The organism is Paratractidigestivibacter faecalis, from assembly GCF_003416765.1.
GTDB classification, from domain to species: domain Bacteria; phylum Actinomycetota; class Coriobacteriia; order Coriobacteriales; family Atopobiaceae; genus Paratractidigestivibacter; species Paratractidigestivibacter faecalis.
The window spans coordinates 1,691,535-1,713,093 of the sequence record NZ_QSNG01000001.1 but is presented as its reverse complement, the minus strand read 5'-3'; the positions used below and the strand labels follow the sequence as shown (position 1 = coordinate 1,713,093).

At 64.3% G+C, this 21,559-nt stretch carries 19 protein-coding genes and 1 tRNA gene; 19 read left to right on the top strand and 1 reads right to left on the bottom strand.

The annotated features are described in order from the left end of the window. Window positions 1-8 precede the first annotated feature (8 nt). Window positions 9-1,064 carry a UDP-glucose 4-epimerase GalE gene (gene galE, locus DXV50_RS07605; RefSeq protein WP_117205630.1) on the bottom strand — a complete coding sequence of 352 codons (1,056 nt, stop codon included), beginning with the start codon at window positions 1,062-1,064 and terminating at the stop codon, window positions 9-11. A gap of 226 nt (window positions 1,065-1,290) precedes the next feature. Between galE and DXV50_RS07600 the strand changes: the two genes are divergently transcribed. From DXV50_RS07600 to DXV50_RS07510, 19 genes are all read left to right on the top strand, one after another. Then, complete coding sequence (locus DXV50_RS07600; protein ID WP_117205629.1) at window positions 1,291-2,469, top strand: NAD(P)-dependent malic enzyme; 1,179 nt, start codon at window positions 1,291-1,293, stop codon at window positions 2,467-2,469. A 423-nt stretch (window positions 2,470-2,892) separates the two neighbouring features. Beyond that, the gene (gene pepT / locus DXV50_RS07595; RefSeq protein WP_117205628.1) at window positions 2,893-4,182 is read left to right on the top strand and encodes a peptidase T; all 1,290 of its coding nucleotides are present in this window, start codon (window positions 2,893-2,895) and stop codon (window positions 4,180-4,182) included. A 3-nt stretch (window positions 4,183-4,185) separates the two neighbouring features. Beyond that, window positions 4,186-4,734 carry a hypothetical protein gene (locus DXV50_RS07590; protein WP_117205627.1) on the top strand — a complete coding sequence of 183 codons (549 nt, stop codon included), beginning with the start codon at window positions 4,186-4,188 and terminating at the stop codon, window positions 4,732-4,734. Window positions 4,735-4,815: 81 nt separating this feature from the next. Next, on the top strand, window positions 4,816-5,658 hold the full coding sequence (locus DXV50_RS07585) for an HAD family hydrolase (RefSeq protein WP_117205626.1): 843 nt from the start codon (window positions 4,816-4,818) through the stop codon (window positions 5,656-5,658). A 6-nt stretch (window positions 5,659-5,664) separates the two neighbouring features. After that, window positions 5,665-6,474 carry an HAD family hydrolase gene (locus DXV50_RS07580; RefSeq protein WP_117205625.1) on the top strand — a complete coding sequence of 270 codons (810 nt, stop codon included), beginning with the start codon at window positions 5,665-5,667 and terminating at the stop codon, window positions 6,472-6,474. Continuing rightward, on the top strand, window positions 6,471-7,640 hold the full coding sequence (locus tag DXV50_RS07575; protein ID WP_117205624.1) for an ABC transporter substrate-binding protein: 1,170 nt from the start codon (window positions 6,471-6,473) through the stop codon (window positions 7,638-7,640). The genes DXV50_RS07580 and DXV50_RS07575 overlap by 4 nt, the downstream gene beginning before the upstream one ends. Window positions 7,641-7,761: 121 nt before the next feature. Next, window positions 7,762-7,838 (top strand) — tRNA-Met (locus DXV50_RS07570). Window positions 7,839-8,186: 348 nt separating this feature from the next. Beyond that, window positions 8,187-8,519, top strand: coding sequence for a DUF262 domain-containing protein (locus DXV50_RS07565; protein WP_117205623.1), 333 nt, complete (start codon window positions 8,187-8,189; stop codon window positions 8,517-8,519). A gap of 21 nt (window positions 8,520-8,540) precedes the next feature. Continuing rightward, window positions 8,541-10,226 carry a DUF262 domain-containing protein gene (locus DXV50_RS07560; RefSeq protein ID WP_117205622.1) on the top strand — a complete coding sequence of 562 codons (1,686 nt, stop codon included), beginning with the start codon at window positions 8,541-8,543 and terminating at the stop codon, window positions 10,224-10,226. Window positions 10,227-11,110: 884 nt separating this feature from the next. Then, window positions 11,111-13,219 carry a BglG family transcription antiterminator gene (locus tag DXV50_RS07555; protein ID WP_117205621.1) on the top strand — a complete coding sequence of 703 codons (2,109 nt, stop codon included), beginning with the start codon at window positions 11,111-11,113 and terminating at the stop codon, window positions 13,217-13,219. Further along, window positions 13,198-13,662, top strand: a complete 465-nt coding sequence (locus DXV50_RS07550; RefSeq protein WP_117205620.1) for a hypothetical protein — start codon at window positions 13,198-13,200, stop codon at window positions 13,660-13,662. Before DXV50_RS07555 ends, DXV50_RS07550 begins: the two co-directional genes overlap by 22 nt. Window positions 13,663-13,725: 63 nt before the next feature. Further along, a complete protein-coding gene (locus DXV50_RS07545; protein ID WP_117205619.1) occupies window positions 13,726-14,187 on the top strand; it encodes a PTS sugar transporter subunit IIA in 462 nt (153 codons plus the stop codon). Window positions 14,188-14,236: 49 nt separating this feature from the next. Next, window positions 14,237-14,542, top strand: coding sequence for a PTS sugar transporter subunit IIB (locus DXV50_RS07540; protein WP_117205618.1), 306 nt, complete (start codon window positions 14,237-14,239; stop codon window positions 14,540-14,542). 99 nt (window positions 14,543-14,641) lie between these two features. Beyond that, a complete protein-coding gene (locus DXV50_RS07535; protein ID WP_117205617.1) occupies window positions 14,642-16,084 on the top strand; it encodes a PTS galactitol transporter subunit IIC in 1,443 nt (480 codons plus the stop codon). Window positions 16,085-16,177: 93 nt separating this feature from the next. Beyond that, on the top strand, window positions 16,178-17,230 hold the full coding sequence (locus DXV50_RS07530; protein ID WP_117205616.1) for a 2-hydroxyacid dehydrogenase: 1,053 nt from the start codon (window positions 16,178-16,180) through the stop codon (window positions 17,228-17,230). Between the two features lie 135 nt (window positions 17,231-17,365). Next, window positions 17,366-18,025: a class II aldolase/adducin family protein gene (locus tag DXV50_RS07525; protein ID WP_117205615.1), complete on the top strand. Its 660-nt coding sequence runs from the start codon at window positions 17,366-17,368 to the stop codon at window positions 18,023-18,025. A 102-nt stretch (window positions 18,026-18,127) separates the two neighbouring features. Continuing rightward, on the top strand, window positions 18,128-19,285 hold the full coding sequence (locus DXV50_RS07520; RefSeq protein WP_117205614.1) for an iron-containing alcohol dehydrogenase: 1,158 nt from the start codon (window positions 18,128-18,130) through the stop codon (window positions 19,283-19,285). An 11-nt stretch (window positions 19,286-19,296) separates the two neighbouring features. Continuing rightward, on the top strand, window positions 19,297-20,496 hold the full coding sequence (locus DXV50_RS07515; protein ID WP_117205613.1) for a mandelate racemase/muconate lactonizing enzyme family protein: 1,200 nt from the start codon (window positions 19,297-19,299) through the stop codon (window positions 20,494-20,496). 478 nt (window positions 20,497-20,974) lie between these two features. Beyond that, the gene (locus DXV50_RS07510; RefSeq protein WP_117205612.1) at window positions 20,975-21,559 is read left to right on the top strand and encodes a hypothetical protein; all 585 of its coding nucleotides are present in this window, start codon (window positions 20,975-20,977) and stop codon (window positions 21,557-21,559) included.

Below are 21,559 nucleotides of genomic sequence, written 5' to 3'. Positions count from 1 at the left end.
GTCGGTTCCTAGCCCTCGTAGCCGTTGGGGTTCTTGGACTGCCAGTTCCAGGAGTCACGGCACATGTCGTCGACGTCGAACTTGGCCTCCCAGCCCATGAGCTCGCGGGCCTTGGTGCAGTCGGCGTAGTTGGACGTGACGTCGCCGGGGCGGCGCGGATCGATGACGTAGGGGATCTCCTTGCCGCAGGCGCGGCCGAAGGCGGTGATGATCTCGAGCACCGAGGTGCCCTTGCCGGTGCCCAGGTTGAAGACCTCGACGCCCTCGCGGCCGTTCATCCAGGCCAGGGCGGCGGCGTGGCCGCTCGCCAGGTCGCAGACGTGGATGTAGTCGCGCACGCCCGTGCCGTCGGGGGTGTCGTAGTCGTTGCCAAAGACGTGGACGGCCTCGCGCTTGCCGATGGCAGTCTGAGCCACGTAGGGAACCAGGTTGTTGGGGATGCCCTTGGGGTCCTCGCCCATGAGTCCGGAGGGGTGGGCGCCGATGGGGTTGAAGTAGCGCAGCAGCACGACGTTCCACTCGGGGTCGGCGGTGTGCAGGTCGGTCAAGATCTGCTCGATCATCCACTTGGTCCAGCCGTAGGGGTTGGTGGCGGGCTTCTTGGGGCTGGCCTCGGTCAGCGGTAGGGAGTCCGGGTCTCCGTAGACGGTGGCGGAGCTGCTGAAGATGATGGACTTGCAGCCGTGGTTGCGCATGACGTCAACGAGCGTGAGGGTGTTGCCCAGGTTGTTGGTGTAGTACTCGATGGGCTTGGAGACCGACTCGCCCACGGCCTTGAAGCCGGCAAAGTGGATGACGCGGTCGATCTTGTGCGTGGAGAAGATCTTCTCCAGCGCGTCACGGTCGTTGACGTCGGCGATGACCAGCTCGAGGTTTGCGGCGGCCTCGGGGCCGACGATGGTCTTGATGCGGTCCTCGACCTTGGCGGAGGCGTTGGAGAGGTCGTCCACGATGACGACCTTGTAGCCGTCCTGGAGCAGCTCGACGCAGGTGTGGCTGCCAATGAAGCCGGCGCCGCCGGTCACGAGCACGCAGGTATCCTGAGGGGCGAGGGTCTCGCTCATGGGAAAGTCCTTTCTGTGGGCACGATAAGCCATCTAGTTAGTATACGTCCCGCATGTGTCGACCTTGCGCGGGGGCTGAGGGCCCACTGTCGGCGCTTCTCGACACTTTGCGCCGCTGCCTGCGCGTCTGGCGAGAAGTGCGCGTCGCCGGACGGCCCGCCCGCTACACTGACACCATATGTGTGCAGCTCGCCGCCTGCGGGCGGCCCGGCAGATAGGAGACGCCATGGCCGATGACGCCAAGCAGTATGCCCTGGACAAGCACAAGGAGTGGCACGGCAAGATCGAGGTCGTGAGCCGCGCCTCCATCAGCACGCCGGAGGAGCTGGCCGTGGCGTACACGCCCGGCGTCGCTCAGCCCTGCCTTGAGATCCAGAAGGACGTCGAGGACTCCTACACCTACACCCGTCGCGGCAATCTGGTGGCCGTGGTGACCGACGGCAGCGCGGTCCTGGGCCTGGGAGACATTGGCCCGGAGGCCGGCATGCCTGTCATGGAGGGCAAGTGCGCCCTGTTCAAGACCTTTGCCGACGTGGACGCCTTCCCGCTGTGCATCCGCTCGCACGACGTGGACGAGATCGTCCGCACGGTGGAGCTCCTGGCCGGCAGCTTTGGCGGCGTCAACCTCGAGGACATCTCCGCGCCGCGCTGCTTTGAGATCGAGCGCCGCCTCAAGGAGGTCTGCGACATCCCCGTCTTCCACGACGACCAGCACGGAACCGCCGTCGTGACCTGCGCCGCGCTTATCAACGCGTGCAAGCTCACCGGCCGCGAGCTGGGCAGCGTCAAGGCCGTCTTCAGCGGCGCCGGCGCGGCGGGCATCTCCATCGCGCGCCTGATGCGCCGCATGGGCGTCCGCGACATCGTCATCTGCGACCGCAAGGGCGCCATCTACGAGGGCCGCGAGGGCCTGAACCCGGTGAAGGAGGAGGTTGCCTCCTGGACCAACCGAGAGCACGTGGCCGGCACGCTGGCCGACGCCGTCAGGGATGCCGACGTCTTTGTGGGCGTTTCTGCCCCCGGCGCGCTCACGCAGGACATGGTGCGCTCCATGGCCAAGGACGCCATCGTCTTTGCCTGCGCCAACCCCGTGCCTGAGATCATGCCCGACGAGGCCCTCGCCGCCGGCGCTGCCGTCGCCGCCACGGGCCGCTCGGACTTCCCCAACCAGATCAACAACGTCCTGGCCTTCCCGGGCATCTTCCGTGGCGCCCTGGACGTGCGCGCCTCCGACATCAACGACGACATGATGGAGGCCGCCGCCTACGCCATCGCCGGCCTGGTGGACGACGAGCACCGCAGCGCCGAGTACGTCATCCCCGGCGCCTTTGACCAGCGCGTCGCCCCCGCCGTCGCCGCGGCGGTGGCCGAGGCGGCCCGCAAGAGCGGCGTGGCCAGGCTCTAGGACGCCCCCAAGGCGGCTTCGGACGCGGCCAAAACACGTTTTTGGTTCGCGGTTCGGGCGCCGTCGCAGAGACGAGAAACAAGACCCGCAGGTCAGAGGCCTGCGGGTCTTTTTGCCGCCTCGGGACCGGCCGAGCGGCGAACCCAAATCAATATCCGGTTTGGGTTCGGTCTACCGGGCGATTGCGGTGGCTTCCCAGAATGGCGTAGCAAAAGCGCAGGTAGAAGAGCTGCTCATCAAGTGCTGCTTGTCTCGCCGCCAAATCCGCGAACCCAAAACGTGGTGAGGGCCGTTTGCGGCCCTCACCTTACGCGCCGTTTGCCGCGGCCGTGCACACCTGGAGTAGAATCTCACCCAGACAAGACCAGCGCCCGGCGCCGGCGGCTGCGCCGCTCGCCCGTGCGCGCAACGCCAGGAGGCACCATGAGTGACGTCGTCGAGCGCTTCATGCGCTACGTGCAGGTAGATTCCCAGTCCGACCCGGACAACGAGGCGCAGACGCCCTCTACGCCCACTCAGCACAAGATGGCCGAGGTCATGGGAGAAGAGCTGCGTTCCATTGGCTGTATTGATGTGAAGGTTGATGATCATGCCTACGTGACCGGCACCCTGCCCGCCTCCAAGGGCGCCGAGGACGCCCCCGCGCTCATGCTCTGCGCCCACATCGACACCGCCAAGGACGCCCCGGCCTCCGGCGTCAAGCCCCACATCGTCCACTACGAGGGCGGCCCGCTGGTGGCCGGCATCGTCGACGGCCAGCCCGTCCAGACCACGCCGGACCAGGTGCCCGACCTGGCCAAGTTCCAAGGCCAGGACATCGTGTGCTCTGACGGCTCGACGCTCCTCTCGGCTGACGACAAGGCCGGCGTGGCAGAGATCTGCGCGCTTCTGGCGCGTCTGGTCGCCAACCCCGAGCTGGCCCACCCCACCATCAAGGTGGCGTTTGTCCCCGACGAGGAGATCGGCCACGGCGCCGCGCTCCTTGACCTTGACGCGCTGGGCGCCAAGTGGGGCTATACCGTGGACGGCGAGACCCTGGGCGAGTTCAACTACGAGTGCTTCAGCGCGAGCGAGGCCACGGTTACCTTCAAGGGCGTGGTGGTCCACCCCGGCAGCGCCAAGAACATTATGGTCAACGCCATCACGCTGGCCTCCGAGTTCCAGCAGATGGTCCCCGCCGCCGAGCGTCCGGAGCACACCGAGGGCCGCGAGGGCTACTACCACCCCACGGACATCTCCGGCACCCCGGACGAGGTCAAGCTCTGCTACATCCTGCGCGACTTTGACGCCACCGACTTCGATGAGCGCGAGGCCACGCTGCGCCGCATCGCCGCCTTCCAGAACGCCCGCTACGGCGAGGGCACGGTCACCGTCGAGGTGCGCCAGCAGTACCGCAACATGGCCGAGAAGTTCGGCCCCGCTGACCAGCTGCTTATTGACTATGCCGTGGAGTCCAACCGCGAGGTGGGCATCGAGCCCGTGCTCGTCCCGGCCCGCGGTGGCACCGACGGCGCGCAGCTGACCTTCCGCGGCCTGCCCTGCCCCAACATCGCCACCGGCGGCTACAACGCCCACTCGGTGCGCGAGTTCGTTCCCGTGCGCAGCCTTGAGCTCACGGTCGATCTGCTGGAGCGTCTGGTGGCCAAGTTCGCCGCTGTGCGCGCGGACGGCACCGTGGCCACCCCGACGGCTGGCGCCGCAGACGGGGAGTAGCCCATGTTCCTAGCCCTGGCCATGGTGGGCATCCTGCTTCCGCTGGGTGCGGCCTACGTCGAGCGCGGCGCCAAGGTGCTCATCGCCGAGCGCCACCACCGCCACCACGACACCTACACCGTTCCCCCCGAGCTCACAAACTCGCTGGTCAAGGCCATGGTTGTCATGGGTGGTGTGGGCGTCGTGCTCGGCGTGCTGTGCCTTACGGGCGTCTTCTGGCAGCGCTACGTCTTCGTGCTGGCCTTCTTTGACGCCTTTGTCATCTGCCTCTTTGCGGCGTGGCTGGCGCTCTGCCGCCACCAGGTGGCGCTCTTTGAGGACCACATGGTGGTGACCCCGCTGGTGGGGCGCCGGGTGCTGGTGCGCTACTCCGACGTCGACCGCCTCTCGTGGGGAGGCGTGCGCCATGGCACGGGCTACCGCAACCTCCGCGTGGGCGTGGGCGGCGCCTACACGGCAACCCTGCTCGGGGCCATGGACATTGAGCAGATCATGCTTCACCTGGACCGCTTCGACGCCATCGAGTACGGCCCGGACGGCACGCTGGTCTAGGCGAGAAGGGCCACGGCGGCGCGGGCTTCTCGCCAGCGCGGCCGTCGGGGCCGCCGGAACCGCATCAAGAAAGGAGCACGCGTGATAAAGCTCGTTCTGTCGGATATGGACAACACGCTCATACCCCTTGGCCAGCGCGTGAGTCCGCGCACCGTCGAGGCAATTCATGCAGTTCTTGATGCTGGCGTGCGCTTTGGCCCGGCCACGGGGCGTGACTACGTGGAGCTCAGCCGCCTCTTCCGCATGCACGAGGAGTGCTTCATGACGGGCATCTTCTCCAACGGCAAGCGCGTGCGGCTGGACGGGCGCTACGTCTCTACCACGCTCATCCCGCATGACCAGCTCGTCCGCATTGACCAGGCAATTCGCGGCGAGAAGGGCATGTTCTTGGTCTGCTTCCCAGAAGAGACCAACCTCATGAACCCCGCCTACGGCGTGGGCGTCAGCAGCGCCGAGCTTGCCGTCTTTGAGGCCCGCACCGTCTTCAACGGCGGCGTGGTGGACGAGGTGCCCGACATCCCGTTTGTGGCGGCCACCATCGCCTGCACGGGCGGCCCGGAGCGCATGGCCCGCTGCCAGCAGATTGTAGCCGAGGCCGTGCCGGAGCTGCGCATAGTCTCTCCCATCCCGGACTGGTTTGACGTCATGCCCAAGGGCATGTCCAAGGCCGCGAGCCTGCCTATCCTCCTAGACGAGCTGGACATCACGCCGGACGAGGTACTGGTTTTTGGAGACGCGGCCAATGACCTGGAGCTCTTTGGCGCCGTGCCCAACTCCGTTGCCGTGGCAAACGCCATTGCCGAGGTTGCCGAGGCCGCCCGCTGGCACGTGGGCGCCAGCGCCGAGGAGGGCGTGGCCGACGCGCTGTTTGAGATTGCCGTCGCCGCCGTGACGGGCGGCACGCCGGACTTCATGAAGGAGTAGCAGCCCGTGATCAGACTCATTGCCACCGACATGGACGGCACCCTGCTCGACGAGAACTCCCAGGTGCCGCCAGAGACGTTTGACCTGGTCAAGCGTCTGCGCGAGCACGGCGTGGTGTTCGCCGCCAGCTCCGGCCGCAGGTACAAGACCCTGCGCCGCTTCTTCGAGCCGGTGGCGGACCAGATGGACTTCGTGGCCTCCATGGGCACGCAGGTCTATGCGGACGGCGTGCTGCTTGACCGCGAGGTCTTCTCCACGACGGCGCTGCAGCGGCTCTACCAGGTCTCCAGCATGTTCGACTGCCTGCACATGGCCGTCTACGACGAGGCCCACACCTACCTGTTGGACGACCAGTCCGCCTACGTGCGCGAGCTGGACAAGGACCTGCCGGACGCGGAGCGCGTCTACGACCTGCCCTCGCCGGACGTGAGCATCATCAAGGTTGGAATCTGCTGCGAGAAGCCCGAGCAGATCATGGACATGGCCTTTGTCCTGGAGCGCGAGCTCTCGGACTGCTTCACCTTCCTGCCCAGCGGCTCCCAGTGGATAGACATCACGCCGCGTCACGTGAGCAAGGCCACGGGCCTGGAGCACATTCTTAGGTACTACGGCATTGACCGCCAGGACGTCGTTGCCTTTGGCGATTCAATGAATGATTATGCCATGCTGCGCTACGTGGGCCACCCCTACGTCATGGACAACGCCCGCTACGGCGTCAAGCAAATCGCGCAGCGCGTCATTCCCAGCAACCGGGAGCACGGCGCGCAGCAGGTCATGGCCCAGATCCTGGCAGAGCTTGAGGGTGAGCGCGCGTGAGCCTGCCCAAGCCGTCGGGGTTGCCCAGGCTCTCCGAGGTCAAGCTGACCAGAAGGACGCTCGTTGCCGGTGGGGCCGCGCTGGTGGTGGCCGGCGCGGGCATTGCCGTGGGCGTGACCCGCTGCAGCCGCGGTGCGGCCGACGTGCCGGTTGAGCCCTCGGCCGGGGCCGAGGCCTCCGAGAACGGCGCCGCCAAGCTCGGCGGCAAGCTCTCGCTCTACACCAGCTGCCCGGAGGAGCTGGTAAACGATGTGGTGGCGCGCTTCTCGCAGGACACGGGCGTGACGGTTGCCGTGGTGCGCGGCAGCGAGGCCGAGCTTGCGGGGCAGCTCGCCGACGGGGACGCGCCGGGCAAGCCGGTGGCTGACGTCGTTTGGGGCGGAGAGGCGCTCTGGTACGCGGGCGTAGAGGGGCTGTCTTCGGGACTCGAGCCTGTCCAGCGCGAAATCGGCGCGTTTTCGCTGGCAGAGGGCCTTGTCGCCAGCAAGAAGGAAGCTCCGGCCGCCTATGCCGATCTTCTGGCCGCGTCGCTTGCGGGGCGTGTGGCGCTGTGCAACCCCGCGTCCTGCGAGGCCGGCTGGCTTCACCTGGTGGCCATGCTCTCCGAGGCCGCGGGCGCGTCTGCCGGCGGCGCCCCGGGAGATGACGTCTCCTGGGCGTTTGTGCGGGAGCTTCTCGCCGCCGGGGCCGTGATCTGCGCGGACGAGGACGCCGCGGTGCAGACGCTTCTTGACGGGAACGCAGACGTCGCGCTGGTCAGCGAGCAGCGCGCGCGTCAGCTGGCGAGAAGGACCGGCCAGACCGCCGTTGCCTGGCCCGAGTCCGCCATGGGCGTGGCTGACGCCTGCGGGGGCGCGGTCGGGGGCTGCCTCAACAAGCAGCAGGCCACGGCCTTTGTCGAGTTTCTTACCGGGCGCGACGGCCAGCAGGTTGTGGCTGACGCGCTGGCAAGGCCGGTGGCCGATGACGTGCAGGTCGCGGGTGGGGACGACGTGCCTGCGGACGACGACGTCGAGGTCGTGGCGACCGACGCCGACGCGGCCGCCAAACAGCGCGAGGAGATCCTTGCCACGTGGGCGCGGGTCCTCGCGGGCGAGTGGGCGCCAGCGGCCGCCGAGGAGGATGCGGCGGAGGACGAGGGAGAAGCCGGGGAGGCGAAGGCCTAGGCGCGAGGTGCTGGGCGTTCATACGTCCCCGCGAAGGTCAATTGTGGAGTTGTCTTCACATTGTTGACGAAGGTAGGGGCAGTGCGTATAGTTACTACTTGCGCAACGAAGTGCACCGCATTGCGGGGTGGAGCAGTCTGGTAGCTCGTCGGGCTCATAACCCGAAGGTCGTAGGTTCAAATCCTGCCCCCGCGACCATAAACTTTCGCAGGTCAGCCAAGGAATTTGGTTGACCTGCTTTTTTTGTCTCGACCTTTTGGGTGGAGAAATGGGAGGAATTTCCCGGCGGGAGATTCTGTGGAGGAGTCTCCGTGGTGCCCTGGGGTCCCGCACCCGCTTGACTAACGCAGCGTTTCGTCGACCGACGAGGTCGGGCCTCGGGCCCCGAGGCCCGGCGCTCTCCGTCGTATCATCAACTACTGTGATGTGGCCGTTGCTCGGACGCATGGCTCGTAGCGTGACGCAGCAAGATTTCTTGGGCAATGAGGTCGTATCTTCAGAACGACCTCCTGGCGGTAATCCAGGGCAAGGAGTAGGGGGAAGCAGATGCGCGGAGACGCAAAGCCGCTGGTCAAGATGCTCCAGGGTGCCGACACGAGGTTCGTCATCCCCGTCTACCAGCGCAACTACGACTGGAGGCAGGAGCAGTGCGAGCGCCTCTTCGACGACCTCGAGGGAATCGCCAGGGAGGGGCGCGCCTCCCACTTCTTCGGAAGCATAGTGTCCAAGGCCGACATGGACCGTCGCGTGCTCATAGACGGCCAGCAGCGCGTGACGACGGTCTTCATACTCCTGGCCGCACTCGTCGCGCAGCTCGAGGCTGGCAACGTCGCCTCGGAGAGCCCGGGGAGGACCGCCGACAGGATTCGCCGCGAGTGACTCATCGACGAGTTCGACGAGGTGGAGAAGCTCAAGCTCAAGCTGATCAAGGACGACCAGGAGGCCTTCAAGCGGGTCGTCGAGGGCGACGCGGACAAGCTCGTCGAGGGGTCCAACGTCACGGAGAACTACCGCTACCTGCTCGGGCGCGTCGGGGCCACGGGCCTGACCGCCGAGGAGCTCCGCGACGCGATCAAGGCACTCACCGTCATCGACATCAGGCTCGAGGCGGACGACGACGCGCAGCTCATCTTCGAGAGCCTGAACTCGACCGGCCTGGCCCTCTCCGAGGGCGACAAGATCTGCAACTACGTCCTCATGGACCTGCCCGAGGCCGAGCAGGAGGAGTGCTACACGAAGTACTGGAACCCCATCGAGGCCAACTGCGGCTACGACGTGAGCGGCTTCGTCCGCGACTGGCTCACGTGCGCCACGGGGAGGACCCCGGCCATCGCGCGGGTCTACCCCGAGTTCAGGGGGCACGCCGCCAACCGCGTCGCCGGGGACTTGCTCGCCGAGCTGCTGAGGTACTCCGAGCTCTATCGTCAGGCCGAGGGGGCGTCGTGCCCCTCTGCGAGGGCCAACGCGGTCCTGAGGCGACTCGGGCTTCTCGACGCGGGCGTCACGACGCCGTTCCTGATGAGCGCCCTGGCCTCGTTCGAGGGTGGGGAGATAGGCGAGAGCGAGCTCGTCGAGGCACTTCTTGCCGTGGAGACGTACCTGTTCAGGAGGTGGGTCTGCAGGGTCCCCACCAACGCGCTCAACAAAGTGTTCGAGACCCTGCACCGCGAGGCGGAGAGGGGCGTCGCGGACGGCCAGGGCTACGCCAACGCGCTCAAGTACTCGCTGCTGCGCCGCGAGGGCGCCGGGGTCCTGCCCAGGGACGACGAGTTCAGGCGCTGCTTCGAGTGGCGAGACTTCTACCACATCGACCGGAAGCGCCTCTACCTCTACGACAGGCTCGAGAACGGGGACAGCGTCGAGCGCGTGAATGTGGTTGGGATGCTGGAGGACGGCACCCTGACGGTCGAGCACATCATGCCCCAGACCCTCAGCCCGCAGTGGCGCCACGAGCTCGGCGAAGAGGCCGACGACGAGGTCCACGCCGCATACGTCAACACCATCGGCAACCTCACGCTGACCGGCTACAACTCCCAGTACTCGAACAACCCGTTCGCGGACAAGAGGGACCGCGAGAGCGGCTTCAGGGACAGCGGCCTCAGGCTGAGCCGCGCGGTGGCCCTCTGCGACAGGTGGGGCATCCGGGAGATCGAGGAGAGGCGCGAGAGGCTCTGGTCGAGGTTCCTCAAGCTGTGGCCGATGCCCGAGAGCACCTACGCGCCGGCTGAGGCCGCGCGCGAGAGCCACGCTCTGGACGGCGGGTTCGAGTTCACCGGGCTCAAGGTGTCGGCGTGTTCCCTGCGTGGCGAGCGGGCCGCCGTGGGCACGTGGGTGGAGGCCATGCGCTGGCTGCTGCCTCGGGTCTACGCCGAGGACCCCCGCGCGTTCAGGGCCGCGGTGACGGGAGGGAGGTTCCCGTCGAGGTACTTCTCGACCGAGCCCTTGGGCTACGGCTTCGAGATCGGAGGCGGCATCTGGTACAACCCCGGGTGCTCGACGTCGGAGAAGATGGAGACGCTGCGCCGGATCGTCGACAGGGTCGACACGTTGGAGCAGGGGGACATCTCCTTCGAGGTGCGGGGGTAGGTGGGGCTTCTCCGGATCACCTGCCGGCGCCGCACTTCGGGCACCAGTGCCTAATGGTATGGCGAAGAGGGCGCTGGTGGCACCGGGCTCGCCCCTGTGGCGCCTTGCGTGCCTCGCCAAGGCGCAGGACTGCGTCGATAGCAGCGTCGACTGGCTGACGGCGGCGCCTGCGGACGACTCCGGTGGCGCTTCGCCACGGCAGCCTGGCGCCGCCGAGCGTCTGGGGGCGGGAATGCCAGATTGCTGTGCTTCGCCAATCCGACTCCACGGGACGCGGGACGGCCTCGGCTTGGTTTCTTTGTCGCAATCAACCAAACCTCGTGCTCAAAGCCGTCTCTAGGCTTCTGGCGGCGCCAATTGGGCGCGAGCTGAGCGTGCCGGGGAATTTGCCATCCATCACGCCGTCCCAATCGCAGCCACGGGAGAACTCGACCTTCAACCCCCCGAAGAAAGCGCGCTGAGTGCAAGGCTCTTGGCGCATGTAATTGCACTCGTGGCCCAGTTTGAGACGATTGTCCGTGAAGCGGGTTGTACCCCTATCTCGATTTGCAGGCTTGGTGCAAACGACCACAAGCGGGTGGTTTTAGCCGGCAAACGGCGTGGTTACCAGTGCAATTGTTTGGTCCTTGCGATTGGCTTGAAAAAGTCTTGGCATCAAATAGTAATCGAAAAACAGCAAGACATGCGTTTGCCAAAACAAATAAGGCCAAGGCAGGAGTCCGGGTGTCGCTTATCCTTCTGTGCTGTAATGTGCGTAAGTACATGTATTTGCACATCCGACGGTCTCCTTCTTGCACCAAATTGGTAATTCCCCAGAGCGGAGGTCTGCGGAGAATGGAAGCAGGCAAGAGAAGAGTCCCAATCGTGAGGCGAGGAGGTGCGGCGTGGAACTCAAGAGTCGCCAAGTTCAATTGCTCAGAAGCCTCTCCCAATCCGTTGGAAAGGGGCTTCCCCTGGCGGATGTCATGTCGGAGTTTGGGGTTTCTCGACGCACCGTCTACTATGACATTTCCCGCATCAACGACTGGCTGACCTCCGCTGGCCTGGGCAGTGTCTCGGTCGAGGACCAATGCCTTCGTGCTAGGGGAGTTCAATGGAGTTCGGTCGAAAGGCTGTCTGGGTCTGCCGACCAGAGGTACTTCTCCGTCGCAGAGCGCCAAAGCATGGCCTTTCTACGCATAGCGCTCTCCTCCGAGCCGGTTACCATAGGCGTGCTCATGGATTCCTTCGGGGTCAGCCGAAACACCGTGATTGCGGACGTCCACGAGATCCGCGAGTCCCTCGATTCGCTCGGACTCTCACTCTCCAGCGTGGCGGCTGCCGGCTACGAAGTCCTTGGCGACGAGATAACGATTCGCAAGCGCATCTGGTCAAGCCTCAAGGAGCTCGCTGACTCCGGGCACGCCCATGACGCAAAGCGCTTTCTGCAAGCCGCACTCGTCAGGGTGACGAATAACGACATCGATTATTACGCCCTCTGTCGCAGCCTCATCAAGCAGTACGAGAGCGACCTCAAGACGCGCTGCTTTTTGGAGAGCAACGGCCTCGAGGGAATGATGGTTCAGGTGTCCTGGCTTCGCGGGCTCGCCGGCAACTCGGTGGTCATGGGCCGCGACGAGCAGATCACGCTCATGGGCACCGTTTCCTACCGCTCGGTCCAGTGCAGCGCTGAGAAGCTCAAGAGCGTCGGCATCGCTCTGCCCTCTGAGGAGATTCTCTACATTACCTCGCTTCTCCTCGGCATCAAGACGGCCGACTTCGCCCACCAGAGCGAGGAAGACGCCTATGTCTCCAGCTTGGCAGAGAGCCTGATCGGGAACTTCGAGCGCGTCGCATGCTTGACGTTTGTGAACAAGGAGTTCGTCAAGGAACAGCTCTCACATCACATCAGGCCGCTCTTCTATCGGCAGAAGTACGGCATCCCGGTGCATAACCCCCTGACGGACGACGTCCGAAAGATGTATCCGATGTCCTTCGAGTTCTGCCGCCGCGCCGCCATCGAGTCCGGCATGGGCAGCCTGTCCGACGACGAGCTGGCCTTCCTCACCATCTACCTCTCGAGCGACCTAGACAGCAAGATGCTCGAGCGTGGCGACACGAGCGCCGACCGCGTCCTGATCGTGGGGGCGGACAACATGTCGACGGCGACTCTGGTCAGAGACCAGCTCTCCCAAGCCTGCGGCATCAGCTTCGACTGGAGTACGGCAGATTCCGAGAAGCTGCATCGCTGGACTCTGGAGAGCTATGCGGTCGTCCTCGCGCTTGTCCCCCTGCCCCCCGAAATGAGGAGCGACAACATGGTCGAGGTGACGCCTTTCTTCTCGGAGGAGAATAAGCACCAGATTTATGGCGTCCTGAAGAGGAACCGAATCATCTCTCGGTACGATTCCCTGATCGGTGGGATTCTCGACATCATGTCCGAGAACATGCCAGAGGGCGATTCCTCCTGGCTCGGGTCGGACCACCTGTACTTCGAGCTCTTCAAGTTCTTCGACGACGGCGGGCGCTGCACCGTGAACTCTCACGCACCCATGGTCGGCGACGCCCACATTCGCGAGGACACGGTGATTCTCGAGAGCGGCGGGACTTGGCAACAGGCGGTCCTCAGGTGCGCCGAAGCCCTTCAGGGGGACTCGGCGGGGAGCTCACTCGTGGAGCGCATGAAGAACCTCGTCAGGGGCCCGCGCTTTATGTATTACCGCATGGCCTGCGATGTCGTCGTGGTCCGCTGTCCCGTTCAGGGTGACAAGGGCGCACGCGTAGCGGCTCAAATCGCACTCTGCGACGACGGCGTCGTTTTCCCCGATGGCGCTCCGGCGAAGATAGTCATCTGCATCTCGACCATAAACCGGTACTCCCACTGGGGGACGCTGTTCAGCATCTACGAGCTTTTCTCTGATCGAGGAGTCGTCGACAGGTTTGAGGACGAGTGTCGACGCCGTTCTGGGCGTGCCGGAGGGAAGGGGCAGACATGTCTGCGAAGCGCAAGCTAGTCTACAATGGGCACCACGGCGTCGAGGGCGAGGTCGCGAACTGCCTGTGGTGCGGCCGGCCCACCGCCGAGTACGCGTATGTGGTCAATCCCGGAGGGACTCCGGTCCTCAAGTGCTGCTGCGAGGAGCATTATCGCCGGGCTGAGTCCTTCGTCGAGAGGGACGCCCGCTTCCGTCAGGCCTTCTACGTGCTCCTTGCGGGCATTGCCATCGCTTCCTGGGTGGCCATCGGCTTTCTGGGCCAGGAACCGGCCTGGACGTCGCTTCCCCTCGTGGGCTTCTCCCTGCTGATTCTCGTCTGGCCGCGCGTGCTTCCGCGCTACGAATACTACCTTCCCCTCGGACTTGTGAGAACGCGGAAGGCCATTCGCGCCGTTGCGGCGGCCCTCCTGCTCTTTTCCCTCGTCGTTACGGCCGCGCGCTTTGGGCTGATTCCGTCCTAACGCGGCAAACCCCATTTTTCTGTTGATAGAACGCATGCCAGGCATTTGAAGGAGGTGATTAATATGAGCAAGCTATTGGACGAGAGGCTCGTTTTCATTGACGCCGACGTTAAGACCTCTGAGGAGGCCATCCGTCTCATGGCAGGTCGTCTTCAGGAGTGCGGCTATGTCAACGAGGGATATGCGGATATGGTGATCGCACGCGAGAAGGTCTTCCCCACGGGCCTTCCGGGCAAGGAGATGAGCATCGCCATCCCCCACACAGACCCGACGCTGGTCAACAAGCCGGCAATCGGGGTGATTGTCCCCAAGGAGTCCGTCGAGTTCAGCATGATGGGCGAGCCAGAGCACAAGCTGGACGTAAAGCTGATCATGCCCCTGGTGATCAAGGACTCTGGTCAGCAGATTGAGCTCCTCAAGGCCATGATGCACGTCATCCAGGATAGCGACCGACTCGCGAAGATTCGCGCGTCTAGGAACAAGGCGGAAATCCTGGACCTGCTCAGCTCCCTCGAGGAGGCCTAGTCACCATCGGGGCCGTCGTGGACGGCCGACATGGAAAGGAAGCAGAAAAATGAGAACTGTGAACGTGCTTTGTGTCTGCGGCTCTGGTACCGCCACATCAGCGATGCTCTCCGCGAAGATTCGCGACGTCCTGGAGGAGCACGGGTACGATTGCGACACTGATGAGACCAACCCTCCGGGCGTCTCAACCATGATGCTCGCCCGCCCCTGGGACATTCTGGCCTACACCAGCCCCGTGGAGGACGACTGCGGCATCCCGATGCTGAACGCGACGGGGTTCCTTGTCGGAATCAACGAAGACGAGTTCATCGAGCAGCTTATGGACGCTGTTGGCGCGCTCGACCTGAGTGAGTAGCGGGACAAGATGGCCCTGACCAGCGGCAACTGGCCAGGACCTGACTCGCGTACCACCCTATTGGCACCTTGAACACATCTCCTGAGGGAGGCTGTACTAATGGATGGTTTCTTCGCAACATTGAAGCAGATTTTCGATGCGTTCGGTAACTACATTACCGTGCCGATCATTATCTACGTAATCTGCCGCATCTTTAAGACGCCGCGCAAGCGCGCGTTCCAGTCCGCCGTGCTCGTGGGCGTCGGCCTCATGGGCATGTCCTTTGTCACCACGGCGTTCGGCGGCGTCCTGACCCCGCTCATCACCCGCATGGTCGACGCGTCCGGCCTTTCCAAGCCGGCCCTCGACATCGGCTGGCAGGCAGTGGCGGCAGTCTGCTACTCCACTGATCTTGGCATGATGTTCATCGGCGTTGGCCTGCTCTTCCAGATCGTCCTCTGGTTTGGCAAGTGGACCGACATCTTCATGCCCTCGGACCTCTGGAACAACTACTCCATCTCCGTTTGGGGCTCCTTCCTGTTTCTGCTCACGGGCAACATGCCCCTGGCCTTCGGCCTGATGCTCTTCATCAACCTGGTGATTCTGCTTATCGCCGAAGCCGTCCAGAAGCGTTGGTCCACTTACTACAACTACCCGGGCTGCGCCATGACGGCCCCCCACCACAACGGCGACGCGCCCATGTACCTCGTGCTCAACATCCTCTTCAGCAAGCTCGGCTTCGACAAGATCAAGGCCGACCCCAAATCTATCCGCAAGAAGATTGGCTTCATGGGCGAGCCCATGTACATCGGCCTTGCCATCGGCGCCATCCTCGGTCTCGTCGGTAACGTCGACCGCCTGAACACCATCGTCGGCTGGGGCAACGTCGCCCAGGTGGCCGTAACCTGCTCCGCTGTCATGGCCATCTTCCCCAAGATTGCCGGTATGTTTGCCGCCGGCTTCGGCGCCCTGACCGAGTACTCCCGCAAGACCCTCGCCCAGACCAAGTACGGCGAGAACCGCCAGTTCATCGTCGCCGTCAATGACGCGCTGGGCTACGGCGAGGCCGCTACGCTCACCACGGGCCTCATCACGATCCCGTTCGGAATCCTCATCGCCTTCCTGATGCCGGGCAACCTCGTCATTCCCCTTATGGTGCTGCCCTCTCTCCCGTACATGGTCGAGATTCCGGTCGCCCTCTCCAACGGCAACGTCGTGAAGTCTGTCTGCATGGCCATCATCGTCTTTACGGCCAAGCTCCTCATGGCATCCTATTGGGCCGACGCCTTCACTCAAGTCGCCGCCGAGGTTGGCTTCGAGGCTGCCGTCGATGCGGTTGCCGCCGGCACCTTCGTCATCGGCTTCATCATGTCGAACTGCACCGCCGGCCTGATCACCATGGCGTTTATGACCCAGAACCCGGCCATCATCGCTGCCGTGGTTGTCGTCTACTTCGTGGTCTACTTCCTGTTCCGCAAGAACAAGGTCCGCTTCCAGGACTACCTCGAGTTCCTCGCCACGGGCAAGCGTCCCGAGCACAAGGTCGATGCTGCTGCCGCCTGACGGCGTGACGGGCTTCGACAAGACCATGCGATCGTGACGGGCGGGGCCTGTCCCTCCGGCGAGCCCCGCCCCTTCAAAGAAGGAGTCGTTCCCATGAAGATCGTCGTTATCGGAGACATCGTCGTCCCCTGCGAACTGCTCGTTGAGGCTGCAAAGCACCTCGACTCACACGCTGAGGTCGTTGCCGTCGAGTGGCCCAATGCCTCTCGCCAGGAGTTCCAGCACCGTGCCCAGAACCTGGAGAAGAACGGTCCGACTGCGGAGAAGGTCCCGGGCGAGGCCTACGAGCAGGTCGCTGACGCTGACGTTCTGCTCACCCATTTCTGCCCGGTCCCGGAGGACCTCGTTGCTGCAGGGCCCAGGCTGAAGCTCATCGGAACCTGCCGCGGGGGCATGGAGCACATCGACGTCGCGGCCGCGACGGCTCGCAACATCCCCGTGATCCACTGCATTCGCAACGCGGAGGCAACCTCGGACTACGCTATCGGCCTTATGTTCGCGGAGGCCAGGAACATCGCCCGCGGTCACGCAGCGCTCAAGAACGGCGAGTGGCGGAAGGACTACCCCAACAGCGGCTACACCACCTCCATGTGCGAGATGACCCTGGGAGTGGTCGGCCTTGGCAACATCGGCAAACTGGTGGCCAAGAAGGGCGCCGGCGTCGGAATGAAGCAGGTCATTGCCTATGACCCGTTCGTTTCCCAGGAGCAAGTTGATGAGCAGGGGCTTCCCGTCCGAATGGTCGACGAGGACACGCTCTTCTCGACCTCGGACGTAATCAGCCTGCACATGCGCCTCACCCCCGAGACCAAGGGCTGCATCGGAGAGCGTCTGCTGGGACTCATGAAGCCGACCGCATACCTCATCAACACCTCCCGCGCCGGCGTCGTCGACAAGGACGCTCTCGTCAAGGCTCTGGCAGACCGGAGCATCGGCGGCTGCGCCCTTGACGTGTTCTGGGATGAGCCGGTTGCGGCCGATGATCCGATCCTGGCCCTCGACAACGTGACCGTGAGTCCCCACAACGCCGGTAACGTTGTCGATGCCCTGCCCAAGAGCCCGCTGCTGCTCGCCAAGAAGATCGAGGAGTACTGGGAGACCGGAAAGAGCGACATGGTCGTCAACCTGAAGAGCCTCAAGGCGTAGGTCCGGGCTGTTTGCCGGTCGTGCCGCCCTGACGGTCGGGGTAACGCGGCGTTGCCGCACATCCCCCAAAGCGAAATAACCTGACAGAGAAATGACTACTGCTACCTCGCTACCTGCGAGGGAAGGGAGATTCCCATGCTGATGGAAGAAGAGCGCAAGCAGATCGTTGAGTACGGCAAGAAGATGAGCGCGGCCGGCCTGTCCGTCGGGACGAGTGGCAACATCTCCATCTATGATCCCGAGACGGGCTATATGGCGATCAGCCCCTCGGGCCTCGGTTACTTTGACACCACGCCCGAGGACGTCGTCGTCATGGACCTCGACGGAAACATCGTGGACGGAAAGCGCAAGCCCTCCTCCGAGCACGGCCTGCACACCGTGGTCTACAAGAACCGTCCCGAGGCGCGTGCCGTGGTCCACACGCACTCCCCCTACGCGACCACTCTTGCCTGCATGCATGAGACCCTGAAGCCCATCCACTACGTGATCATGGGCTCCGCCGTCGATGAGGTTCCCCTGGTCCCCTACGTGACCTTCGGCACCCCGGAGCTTGCGGACGCCGTCGAGAAGGTTCTCGTCGATAACCCCAAGACTCGTGTCGTGCTGCTCGCAAACCACGGCGATGTGTGCTACCAGGCGAGCCTTCCGAAGGCGTTCGGCCTTGCCACCAACATCGAGTTCACCGCCCAGATTCAGTGGCAATGCATGGCGGCGGGCGAGCCGAAGTACCTGACCGACGAGCAGATGGCACTGGCCATGGAGCGCTCGAAGACCTACGGCCAGCAGACGAAGTAGCTCCGCGGCGGCGCCCGGGTAGCCAGCGCCACCCGGGCGCCCCTTCGGTAGAGAGGCGATGCGGGCGCCAGGCGCGTCCGCACGAGGGAGGTGCGTTTGAGTATGAGAACAGTGAAGCTCGGCGCCGACAAGATCTTCTTCGGCGAGGGAGCGGTGAATTCTCTGGCGGAGCTGCCGGCCGAGAGAAAGCGCGCTTATATCGTTATGAGCGGGAAGATCCAAGAGGAGCTCGGCCAGCTCAAGGTCGTCACCGACGTCCTCGAGGGGGCGGGCTGGACTTGGCGCGCGAACACCGACGTCGAGCCCGAGCCGTGCTGGGAGTCCGTGAAGAAGGGCGTCGCCGAGATGCTCGAGTTCGAGCCCGACTGGGTAATCGGCTTCGGCGGCGGCTCCGCGATGGATGCGGCCAAGGCCATGTGGGTCTTCTACGAGAACCCCCAGTACAAGACCCTCGAGGAGGTAATGCCCCCGGCACCTTTGACCCTGCGCCAGAAGGCTCGCGTGTGCTGCATAGCCACGAGTGCCGGCACAGGCTCCGAGTGCACGCGCGCCGCGCTCATCAAGGACCCAGTGCAGAAGAGGAAGTACTCCGTACGCGAGTACACGGGTCGCCTGATTCCGGACGTTGCCATCCTCGACCCGTCGTTCTCGGTGACCATGCCTCGCGGCGGGACCGTCGCCTGCGGCATGGACGCGCTCACGCACTGCATCGAATCATACGTCGCCAACACGGCGAACACGTTCTCTGACGGAATGGCCATGGGCGGCTGGGTTGCCGGCTACAGGGCCCTGTCTGTCTGTGCCGACGAGCCGGACAATCTCGCGGCGCGCGAGTCGATGCTCGCGGCAAGCTGCCTCGGCGGAATCGCCTTCACCAATGGTGCCCTGGGCATCTGTCATGGCGTCGCCCACACCTTCGGCGCCACCTACAACGTGGCACACGGCCTTGCGAACGGCATCGTGCTGCCTTATAGCATCGCCTTCAATCGGGACCGCGACGCCGCTGCCGCCGCCCGCTACGAGGAGCTCGCGAGCTTCGTGGGCAAGACGGACCTCGAGCGGGTCATCCTCGACCTCAAGGCCGAGCTCGGCGTTCCCGTTGCGATGAGGGAGGTCGTGCCCGACGCCGACGAGTTCGAGGCAAACATCGACGTTCTCGTCGGCAAGGTCATGAGCGACGTCTGCACTCCAGCCAACCCGGTCAAGGTCACCGAGGACGATGCGCGCGCGCTCCTCAGAACCGTTTATTACGGAAGGTAGGGAGTATACCCATGAAAATCACGAGCGTCGACATCATCAGGTCATTCAAGGAGCCCTCGATTCCCGCGGAGGTCGCCGTCGGCAACGTGCCGTGGCATCCCGTCTTCGTGCGCGTCAACACCGATGATGGTATTTCGGGACTGGGCGAGGTGGGCGTCGCCTACGGCAACGCGCAGAGCGCCGGATTCGGAATGGCGGTCGACTTCGCAAAGTGCATCATTGGCCTTGACCCCATGAACAACGAGCAGATTTGGGATAGGCTGCATCGCCTTACGTTCTGGGGGATGGGCAACGGCGGCGTTATCATGGCGGGCATCTCTGGCATCGACATCGCCCTGTGGGACATCCGCGGCAAGGCCCTGGACGCCCCCGTCTGGAAGCTCCTGGGCGGCAAGACCAACACGAGGCTGCGCGCCTACGCCTCCCAGCTGCAGTTCGACTGGGGCAAGGTCTCTCATTCGCTTGCAAAGCCGGAGGAATATGCCGAAGCGATGCGCAAGGCCATGGCCGACGGCTTCGACGCCGTAAAGGTCGATCCCGTGGGCTTCGACAAGAACGGCGTCTGGATGGGTCGCTCAAGCCGCGGCATCCTTCAGCGCGACCAGATGAAGCTCGCCGTCGACCGCGTCGCCGCAATGCGCGAGGCGGGCCCGGACGTGGACATCATCATCGAGCTCCATGCCCTCACGGACGCAACGACATCCGTTCAGCTTGGCCGGGAGCTCCAGAAGCTGGGCTGCTTCTACTACGAGGAGCCCACGCAGCCGCTTAACGCGCCCCTGTTCCGTGAGATTCACGATAAGGTGGACATACCCATCGCGACGGGGGAGCGCGTCTACACGCGCTGGGGATACAGGCCCTTCTTCGAGGACCATTCCATTAACATCATCCAGCCCGACCTGTGCAACGTGGGTGGCATCACGGAGGGCAAAAAGATTTGCGACCAGGCACATGTCTACGACATTGGAGTGCAGGTCCACTGCTGCGGCGGTCCCGTTTCCGCGAGCGCCGCGCTGCAACTTGAGGCCGTCATTCCGAACTTCGTCATCCACGAGCTCCACGCCTCTGCCCTCATCGAGGACAACATCCGGCTCTGCAAGAACGACTACGTGGCGAAGGGCGGCTACTTCGAGGTGCCGGACGCTCCGGGAATCGGCCAGGAGCTGACGGACTATGCGCTCCAGAATGCGGAGATCGTCACCGTCCGGTAGCGGGCAGGTCGGTCTTGCGCATAGGCCGAGTCCGCTGCGAACGCCGCGTTCCTCGACGCGCCCACGCCCCGCGCTGCTCCCGCCGCTCCTTGCGACGCCGTGACCCTGCGCGGGCGTGCCGAGTCGCTGTCGGGGATTTCGAAGGACCCTCCTGCCGGGGCGACGATATTGATTTTCAAAGAGACCGAAAAACCGGAAACCGCTCGCGGAACGTGCCACCGGCACCTTCCGTGGGCGGTTTCCTCTCGGCCGGCGTGGCGCGGACGCTCGGCTCCAACTTGCCTCCGCGCCGCGCTGGCCTCGCCTGCCCTGCGACCCCGTCTCCGGGCATGCAAGATATGGATTCCGGTGCACGGAATCATCTTGCCCCGGCGCGGCCGGGGGCGGGGCACGCCGCTCCGGGGTCGCTCCCGCCGAGGTCCGTGCGGACCTATAATCGTCTGCATGCTTGACGCCACTTCGTCGATGGGACGGCACAATGAAGCGGAAACTGATTGTCGTCTACGAGGACTCGAAAGAGGGCTGCGCCCAATTCATTGGACAACTGATAAGCGACATGGACGACGGGACCGAGGCAACTATCTGGAACGAGAAGGAGTACAGGTCCCACCAGCCCCAACTCTCGACGTCGAACAGCACCCTGTTCGTGGGGGACGGAAGCCAGTGCCGCAAGGCCAGGGAGTGCATCAGGCCAAAGTTCGACCGCTGCGGGATTCAGTATGGCTGGCTTGGGACCACGGCGTTTATCCTGGTCGACCACGCGGTCGCCGAGAACGAGCTTGATGAATTCAAGGGGCTGTGCCTCCGGGCCGACCAGGAGCCGAAGGAGGAAATCGGGAGGCTGCTGGCCCTCCCGGCCTCCGGTTGGGAGACTCCGAGCAAAGAGCCGTCGGGACTCGCGAAGGTTGTGAAGGACGGCGTGATTGCGCTGCGGGCGTTTGCCGACCACGGAGCAATGAGGCTGGGGGCCGCTGTGAAACAACGAGAGATTGTTGATTTCCAGTACAGCGTCGCCGCGGTGCTCTTCTGCAGGAATGGGTTGAACGCCTTTCTGGGGGAGTAG

What these genes read in the sequence shown, in the direction of transcription:
- galE (WP_117205630.1), bottom strand. Translation starts at nt 1,064, where the DNA reads ATGAGCGAGACCCTCGCCCCTCAGGATACCTGCGTGCTCGTGACCGGC.
- DXV50_RS07600 (WP_117205629.1), top strand. Translation starts at nt 1,291, where the DNA reads ATGGCCGATGACGCCAAGCAGTATGCCCTGGACAAGCACAAGGAGTGG.
- pepT (WP_117205628.1), top strand. Translation starts at nt 2,893, where the DNA reads ATGAGTGACGTCGTCGAGCGCTTCATGCGCTACGTGCAGGTAGATTCC.
- DXV50_RS07590 (WP_117205627.1), top strand. Translation starts at nt 4,186, where the DNA reads ATGTTCCTAGCCCTGGCCATGGTGGGCATCCTGCTTCCGCTGGGTGCG.
- DXV50_RS07565 (WP_117205623.1), top strand. Translation starts at nt 8,187, where the DNA reads ATGCGCGGAGACGCAAAGCCGCTGGTCAAGATGCTCCAGGGTGCCGAC.
- DXV50_RS07550 (WP_117205620.1), top strand. Translation starts at nt 13,198, where the DNA reads ATGTCTGCGAAGCGCAAGCTAGTCTACAATGGGCACCACGGCGTCGAG.
- DXV50_RS07545 (WP_117205619.1), top strand. Translation starts at nt 13,726, where the DNA reads ATGAGCAAGCTATTGGACGAGAGGCTCGTTTTCATTGACGCCGACGTT.
- DXV50_RS07540 (WP_117205618.1), top strand. Translation starts at nt 14,237, where the DNA reads ATGAGAACTGTGAACGTGCTTTGTGTCTGCGGCTCTGGTACCGCCACA.
- DXV50_RS07535 (WP_117205617.1), top strand. Translation starts at nt 14,642, where the DNA reads ATGGATGGTTTCTTCGCAACATTGAAGCAGATTTTCGATGCGTTCGGT.
- DXV50_RS07530 (WP_117205616.1), top strand. Translation starts at nt 16,178, where the DNA reads ATGAAGATCGTCGTTATCGGAGACATCGTCGTCCCCTGCGAACTGCTC.
- DXV50_RS07525 (WP_117205615.1), top strand. Translation starts at nt 17,366, where the DNA reads ATGCTGATGGAAGAAGAGCGCAAGCAGATCGTTGAGTACGGCAAGAAG.
- DXV50_RS07520 (WP_117205614.1), top strand. Translation starts at nt 18,128, where the DNA reads ATGAGAACAGTGAAGCTCGGCGCCGACAAGATCTTCTTCGGCGAGGGA.
- DXV50_RS07515 (WP_117205613.1), top strand. Translation starts at nt 19,297, where the DNA reads ATGAAAATCACGAGCGTCGACATCATCAGGTCATTCAAGGAGCCCTCG.
- DXV50_RS07510 (WP_117205612.1), top strand. Translation starts at nt 20,975, where the DNA reads ATGAAGCGGAAACTGATTGTCGTCTACGAGGACTCGAAAGAGGGCTGC.